The 7,367-nt window shown below is 58.9% G+C and carries 8 protein-coding genes; 6 read left to right on the top strand and 2 right to left on the bottom strand.

Annotated features, from left to right (window positions below; genetic code table 11):
* Window positions 1-1,944: 1,944 nt before the first annotated feature.
* From CHEJ32_RS26475 to CHEJ32_RS26490, 6 genes are all read left to right on the top strand, one after another.
* Window positions 1,945-2,736 carry a phage tail protein gene (locus CHEJ32_RS26475; protein ID WP_051469874.1) on the top strand — a complete coding sequence of 264 codons (792 nt, stop codon included), beginning with the start codon at window positions 1,945-1,947 and terminating at the stop codon, window positions 2,734-2,736.
* 198 nt (window positions 2,737-2,934) lie between these two features.
* Entirely contained in the window at window positions 2,935-4,416 is a 1,482-nt protein-coding gene (locus CHEJ32_RS26480; RefSeq protein ID WP_210164591.1) for a hypothetical protein, read from the top strand.
* Window positions 4,417-4,431: 15 nt separating this feature from the next.
* Window positions 4,432-4,656, top strand: a complete 225-nt coding sequence (locus tag CHEJ32_RS0123075) for a hypothetical protein (protein ID WP_028035880.1) — start codon at window positions 4,432-4,434, stop codon at window positions 4,654-4,656.
* Complete coding sequence (locus tag CHEJ32_RS27515; RefSeq protein WP_051469876.1) at window positions 4,640-5,971, top strand: pyocin knob domain-containing protein; 1,332 nt, start codon at window positions 4,640-4,642, stop codon at window positions 5,969-5,971. Before CHEJ32_RS0123075 ends, CHEJ32_RS27515 begins: the two co-directional genes overlap by 17 nt.
* On the top strand, window positions 5,971-6,309 hold the full coding sequence (locus tag CHEJ32_RS0123085) for a hypothetical protein (RefSeq protein WP_028035881.1): 339 nt from the start codon (window positions 5,971-5,973) through the stop codon (window positions 6,307-6,309). The genes CHEJ32_RS27515 and CHEJ32_RS0123085 overlap by 1 nt, the downstream gene beginning before the upstream one ends.
* Window positions 6,296-6,697 carry a DUF4376 domain-containing protein gene (locus CHEJ32_RS26490; protein ID WP_051469877.1) on the top strand — a complete coding sequence of 134 codons (402 nt, stop codon included), beginning with the start codon at window positions 6,296-6,298 and terminating at the stop codon, window positions 6,695-6,697. Before CHEJ32_RS0123085 ends, CHEJ32_RS26490 begins: the two co-directional genes overlap by 14 nt.
* Window positions 6,698-6,711: 14 nt before the next feature.
* Here CHEJ32_RS26490 and CHEJ32_RS27295 read toward each other — a convergent pair whose 3' ends face one another.
* Window positions 6,712-6,879 carry a hypothetical protein gene (locus CHEJ32_RS27295; protein ID WP_156936788.1) on the bottom strand — a complete coding sequence of 56 codons (168 nt, stop codon included), beginning with the start codon at window positions 6,877-6,879 and terminating at the stop codon, window positions 6,712-6,714.
* Between the two features lie 98 nt (window positions 6,880-6,977).
* Window positions 6,978-7,367 (bottom strand): outer membrane protein (locus CHEJ32_RS0123095; protein ID WP_028035882.1); only part of this gene is annotated, 390 nt, incomplete at its 5' end.

Raw genomic sequence — 7,367 nt, forward strand, 5'->3', positions numbered from 1 at the left:
ACCCGACGGCTGGCAAGGACAGCATATTCTTCCATATTGCTGTTTAACGGATTCATTTAAGAAACCGTCATAAATAATTTGGGTTGAAAATCGTCTACCGTTCTCTGGATTGTGCATTTCGTCGCCGGAGACTCGATGTCAGGCGTTGAGCACGGTCGGGAGCGGCAAATGAGTGACACAAAAAGACTGATTTCCGCCTCGGAAGCTGGATGATCTATCTCCTGAGAAACGACGGGTCTGTGATGCAGCAGCAGATCGAGCAACGTTTAATACCAAAAGGACAAGGCCTGTTGAGAGGAGCCGTCCGTCGTGCAGGCCATGGACACAGGGCATCTGCATTTTGTCGGGCGCAAGACGGACGGCAAGGACGGATCTCATCGCCGACCGAGTTATTTGATCTGCCGACCTTGTCTGGGAAGACCTCCAGCGGGCGTCACTACAAGCTTTAAGGTGATAAGGCCAAGATTCATGTTCGCCGCGGCGATCGTGATTGTGAAATCCTGGGGCGGGCACATGATCGGCCGAGTAGGCTGTGCGCGCCCGGAAGATGCAGTTCATGCTGCCCGCGCGCGGGTACGCCTGAATGGGAGCGGGGCGACGGTGATCGCTTCTACGAAACAATCCAGAACCGCGAGAAAGTGGCGGTCTATCTCGACAATCCCGGGGGCCTCGTAGGTGAAGCCTTGCAGATAGCTGCAGAAATCCGACTGCGGAACTACGCGACCTTGGTTGCCGGCGGCGATGTTTTTCCGCGTGCGGCCTGATTTGGCTTTCCGGTGCCCGCAGATACATGTCGCCGGATTCTTGATCGGTTTCCATGCCGCATATCGCGAGCAAGCAGTCGAATACCGGGAGAGCGGCGTCGCCAATGCCGAATTCGGATCATTCCTGACCATTTCGGTCTGCGGATCGAGGCGATCAGGTTCTTCACGATCGCCGGACCCAACGACATTCTTCTGCTCACCCCCGAAAGGGGCAAGGGCGCTCGGGATTGAAATCTTCCTCTTGGAGGGTGGCTCGCGCACGGTCGATCGAGCGCCCCGCTCTCCGCCATCACCGGCTGTTGGCAAAGGCGCTGAGCGGGCGTTCCGCGACGGCAAATCTCTTTGCCTCTGCTTCGGCGGCCCGTGTCCCAAAAGAAAAGCCGAAAGCCGGCAGCGCGTCGCCGGCCGCAATCTGGATCGGCTTCCATGCCCGGGCTTTTGCCCGCTTGGCGCTGGGGCTCCAGGTCTGGCGCCCAGAAGGAGGGTAGGCGCTACACAGCCATCAAAAATAACGCCGGTTAGCCACTTCGATTGCCGGGACTTCAGCCGCGCCAACTGGTCCCAGACTTGAAACCACTTCTCCGGGTCCTCCTCGTCGCCAATCGCCCGGTTTTTCCTCCGGGCCTCGTTCACAACTTGCTCTCATTCCGCCATCCGAAGCGCTACATGGGGCCTGATTCGCAATCGAAGCCTGGGCCGACGCTTTTTCCAGCTTCAGCACCATGGTCCGTTCATTGCCGGCATAAACAGTGATGCGAGCAGTCGCTGCGTTGGGCGGCGCTCTCGTCGACCAGAGATCGATCCATTTTTCATTTCCAAGAATCTCGTGGCGGAAGCCTATGCAATCGCGGGAAAGCTACGAACTGGCGGCCATCTTTCGGCGTACCGCGCTGGCTAAGCCACCGGGCCAGCCTCAGCGGTCACAGACGAGAACGGCTGGGCAATGGCCGTGGCGACGAGAAATTATCTCGGCATTCATAAGTCGATCGTGCACGGCTCGCGCATGGCTGACATTGGTTTTCGAAACGGGGACAATCCGCTGCAAAGGTGAAGATCGGCAACGCGCTTCAGCAGGGAGAAGGCGAGCTGATGCGATCTTCGTGTCTGAGCGTGTGATCGGCGGCATCGTGAAGTCAGCCGCGCCGCGCGGCACGCGCCGAAGTCCGGGCGCGCAGCGATCTTGCGTCCGAGCAGCAAGATAAAATTCGCGAGCGCGCAAAGGAGGCGTGGCATCAAGTGCTATGACCTTCGCAAGGATTCGACCGCTGGCGGCTCTGGCCCTCATCGTTGGGGGCAGACAGCAACCTACGAGTTCACCGACAACCCCAAGGTCATAGAATACAACATCATCCGTGGCATCTATTACGATGGCCAGTGGGTGTATGGCGGCCAGAACACGGCCGCTGCGCGTCTTCCGGCATCCTCCTGGATGGCGGCGATGAACGAATGCGACCGCTTGATCCCTCTGGCGTCAGGCGGCACGGAAAAGCAGTTCATTGCCGGCGCGGAAATCACCGTTGACATCGAGCCGCTCGACATTGTCGAGGAGCTGAACAAGGCATGTAACGGTCGCACCGCCGAGATTGGCGGATCCTATAAGACGCACGTTGGTGCGCCGCCGCTGCCCGCCTATGTCTTCACAGATGAGGACGTCGTTGTAACGCGCGGGCAGAGCTATGAGCCCTTTCCCGGTCTGGAAAACACGTACAACGGCATACAGGCCACCTATCCGGAGCCGCTGGAGGCGTGGGCGAATAAGGACGCTCCGCCGCGCTACAACGCCGATTTTGAGGCGCAGGACGATGGGCGGCGCTTAGTAGCCGGCGCGTCGTTCCCTGTCGTGCCGCGAGGCACACAGGTGCAGCGCCTCATGCTGGCGATGGCCAATGACGCCCGTCGCGTCCGCGAGCACAACTTCTTCCTGCCGCCCGAGGCGTGGCTGCTCGAGCCGGTGGTTGATGCGGTTTCTTGAACCAGCGCGCGCAACGGGTATCAAAGCAAGCTCTTCCTGATCGGCTCTATGGTCGATCATCCGAACTGCCTGCAGGAGGTGGCGCTTAAGGAAGTCGATCCGGCCGATTACAGCTGGAGCCCGACAGATGAGCTGCCGTCTTCGGTAGGCGCTGTCGGTCCCATGCGGCCGCCCCCGCAACCGATGAGCGGTTGGCAGGTGCAGCCGGCCATCTTCTACGATGCGGCGGGAAAGGCGCGCAGGCCGTCAATCGAGGTCTTCTTCGATGGTGACGATCTCGACGTGCGCGCGGTTCAGGTGCAGGTTCGTCTGGCGGCAAACGGGGCCGGCGTTTTCGATGGCAATCTGCCCTATGGCGACCCGGCAACAAACCCTAATCCGAAGTCGGTTATCCTCAACGGCACCTTCTTGCCGAATACCCTCTACGAGGTGCGTGGGAAATTCGTGCCGTACGGGGCGCGCGCTACGGATTGGTCATTATGGCTTCCGGTCACGACGCCGAATGTGCTGCTTGGCTCTGACGACATCTATCCGATCGATATCGGCCAGCTGAACGACGACATAAAGAACGCGCTCGACTGGCTCGGCGGCAACGACCGCGACGTCTGGGACGAACTCGAGCGGCTGAACCAGCTGGTTGGCGACCAGGGCGTGCAGAACTTCCTCGACAAGCAGGAGCTACTGCGAGATGCCGTGGCCACTGCTGGCAATCTGAAGGCAACCTTCACCGAGCAGATCACGGTTGTTGTCACACAGACCGAGGCGATAGCCATTCAGGTCGAGGCCGTCGAGGCCCGGATTGATGATCCCGAAACGGGATTGGCAGCACTTGCGGGCGCGATGTCGTCGCTGGAAGCGCGCGTCAATACAGACCTAGAAGCTTTCTCTCAGGCGCTGACGCAAGTCTCTTCGGAAGTTGGTGACGTCTCTGCAAACGGCCTCTTCAGGGCCGCAGCTTTCGCAAGTCCTGGCGGCGGTTGGGCGCGCGTCGGGATGCAAGCGCGCGTTAGCACGTCTGGCGGTTTCGCATCGCCGTCTTTCTTCCTTGACGCAAAGTCAGATGGCACGAGCCGCGCCGTTGTCGTTGCAGATCAGTTCGTCGTAACCAGCGGCGCGACCGATGTGCAGCCGTTCCTTTTCCAGGGCGGCACCGCTTATCTACAAAACGTGAAGGTGCAGTGGGCCGACATCGTCAACGCGAATATAACCTGGGCGCAGATGGAGCAGGCGATCATCAATAACCTGCGCGTCACCAGCGCCATGATCGACAATCTCGCCGTCAACACCCTGAAGATTGCCGGCGATGCGATCAACGTGACAGCGAATTTCGCAGACAATGGAAACATCACGATCGCGTCGGGCGGCGGAGTCACTACGGTAGGTTCCACGTCGATGACGGTACCTAATGATGCTTTCAACGTGCGCATCTTGTGGTCGCATCAATTTGTTAGCGGTTCACCTGATGCGCAGGTGTTTTTCGCGATCGACGGGGTTGCGATGTACAACACTGATCCCTCTCACGACATATCGGCGGGCGGGATAGGACGTCAATATTTCCAAGAGTACATATGGATGACGCCAACAGCCGCGGTGCACACCTTTGAAGTCCGCATGGCGGGCGGCGACACTACCAGCGCGATCAACACTCGACGTCTCCAAGTTCAGGCACAGCGCCGCTAAACCCTAAGAGCAAACATGACCGACAAAGCAGCGGCCCCCGAGCCGCAACAACATGTCGTGCCCACGGACGCCGTGGGCGCGCTCTTTCAGCGTCGCTGGGAACAGGAATGCGTGACGAGCCTCCTCCTGGCGGAAGAGGTCAGGAACACGCGTGCCCTGGTTGCCCAGCAACAGGCGCTGATCGAGCACCTCAAGAAACGCCTAGAGGATAAGGAGGGCAAAGATGGCGGGACGGCCTGATTACCGCGCCGGGACAGTGACGCTTACGAACGGCAGCAAGGCGTTCACGACAAGCGGCGCTGCTCTTCAGACGGCTGGCATCACTCGCGGTGACATGATTTGGGCGAATGGCTTGTTCCTCATCATCGATGAGGTGACCGGCCAGAACTCCGGCACACTAGCGGATGCGTGCCCTTCCGGGGCTGCCGGAACGCGCCCTCTCGTGGTTCGCTACCAGGCGGATGGTTCGCGCCTGTCGGCCTTCGTGATCCAGCTAACTGCCGCGCTCGCCAATGGCAATGTCGAAGCGCTCAGCGCGCTTCAGGGGCAGGCCAACCGGTTCCCCATCTTCACCGGCGCCGGAACGATGGATCTCGCCATCTTGACGGCTTTTACGCGGACGTTGTTGGAAAGTAACGACGTATCGGAAACGGTTGCCAAGCTGGCCGCTGGCTTCGGATGGGGGGCTAACAACACAAACATCAACGTTCCCGGTGGGAGCCTAAATACTCTCCGGGTAAATGGCGTATATCGCGCGTTAGGCGAAACCGTAGGGTCTCCTCCGGGGAACGGGGTCTGGCAAGTCATCCATGCCGGTCAAGCCGGCAATTATGCCGTGCAGCTAGCGTTCCAGATCACGTCGATTGCTTTCCCGGCAGTCTTTGTGCGTGTTCTCAATAACGGTACGTGGGGGGCATGGAATTCGCTCACGGATTTCCAGCCAAACCTGCAAACCGTCAGCAATTTTGAACTTGGTCGCCTCCTGTCTGGTGATCGTCTTGCCTATATCGATTTACACGCACAGGATGGCGTCGATAACAGCGCTCGAATCATCCGCAATTCTGGCGCTAACGGATCGTTTCAAATTGTAAACCAAGGTTCAGGCGGGATTCATCTTATTTCCCGTGGCGGGGGCATTCGCCTTGAGCCGCAATCTGACGGCCTTGTAAGTTCCACCGGACCGATCCAACTCCCCGCAAACCCCACCGCCGCCCTCCATGCAGCCACAAAGCAGTATGTCGATGCGGTTGTTCAAACCGGAATTAACGCCAACGGTCGCTATGTTCGCTACGCTGACGGCACCCAAATATGTTGGGGGGCCGTCACGGGAACGGTCCCAGCTGCACCCGGCGCAACTTACGCGTCAACAAACTTCCCAATCGCCTTTACCGCAAGCCCTTATACGCTCGTTTCACCGAACACGTCTTTAGCGCAACGCTTCAACGTTTCCATTGGTGCGGTGAGCGCTGGCGGCTTGGAGGTTGCAGCGGGTGACAACGTTGGTTCAGGCGTCTCTATGGCCACTAACTGGATAGCCATCGGGAGGTGGTTCTAATGCGCATAAATCTTTCACCGCTGTTCACTGAGGATCCTTTAACGGTCTCCAAACAGGGCGATGCTCTCACTATAAACGGAGAAGTCTTCGATTTCTCCGATTTGCCGGATGGCGCGACGATCCAGAACGGGTATGTCACGAAGGTCATCCCCTGCGACTGGATCGTCGGCCCGGTCTCGCGCATCGACGGCGAACTGCATCTAACCCTCGTTTTGCCGCACGGCCCGAATCCATCCCAGGCGGTAGCTTTCCCTGATCCGATAGCCGATCCGGCGGACGGCGAGATCCAACTGCCGCGCGATCCGGAGCCCGAGGAGGAAGATCATGTGGAAGCCTGATCCGTCCATCATCATCACCGCCGAGCAGAAGGCGGAGCAACAGCGAGCCGCCAAGCACGCTGAGATCAATGTTGAGCGCTCCCGGCGTATCGTTGCCGGAAAGGTGTTCGACGGGGTCTATGTCACTGGCCGGGACCAGGACGCGCGCAACCTCACCAATCTTGCCCTTGGCGCTCAGCTGCGCATCAGCCAAGGCGACACGACCACGCGCACGACATATCGTGACGGCAATAATGTTGATCACGAACTGACCCCGCCGCAGCTGCTATCCCTGTGGCAGCAGTCGGCGGATTATGTCTCCGCGCTCTACGAAGCATCGTGGGTGATCAAGGCGATGGATCCGCTGCCAGCGGATGTCGCCGATGATGGCCTGTGGCCGGGTCGCTAGGGCTGGCTTGAACCTCAATCGAAGGGATCAAAGTGAGAGAAAGGCTGCGCCGTCTTTTTGGGTTCAGTACCTTCCCGACCAGTGAAGCCGCTTCCAATCACCAGAAAAAACGCTACGGCCGACAAAAAAACAGAAACTGGCACAACAAACCATAGAAGCACGATCGTCCAGATGACGCTCATTACACCCCCGCCCAAAATCCGCGCGTGATAGTACAAATTTGAGCGGAGCAGGCTGCGCGGCAGGAGCTGCTCCGCCAGTTGAGGTAAATCTAAAGGTGCTAGAAGCGGACGTTGATTAGCGCTTTGACTGTGTGGAAGGCCACGTCTTCATCAACGAAAACGCCAGCGTCATCGAAAACGCGTTCGTCGCCGAGATCCACGTATGAGTACTCGGTGCCGACCGAGATCCTATTGGTGACGGCGAATTCCACACCAGCGCCTACCGTCCAACCAGTGCGAGTCTGGCTCTCGTTGAACAGCTTTGTCCCACCAGCGGTGATGGTCTGCTCGGTCTCGCCGTAGGCGAAACCTCCGTGTGCATAGACCAAGGCGCGGTCAAAAGCATATCCGGCTCGCGCCCGAACGGTACCGAGATAGTTGAGCTCGGATTCAGCTTCAGCAGATCCTAGCCCGGCAATGTCGGCCGAAATATCGGCGCTGTGTGTGCT

The organism is Chelativorans sp. J32 (assembly GCF_000518985.1).
GTDB lineage: Bacteria > Pseudomonadota > Alphaproteobacteria > Rhizobiales > Rhizobiaceae > Chelativorans.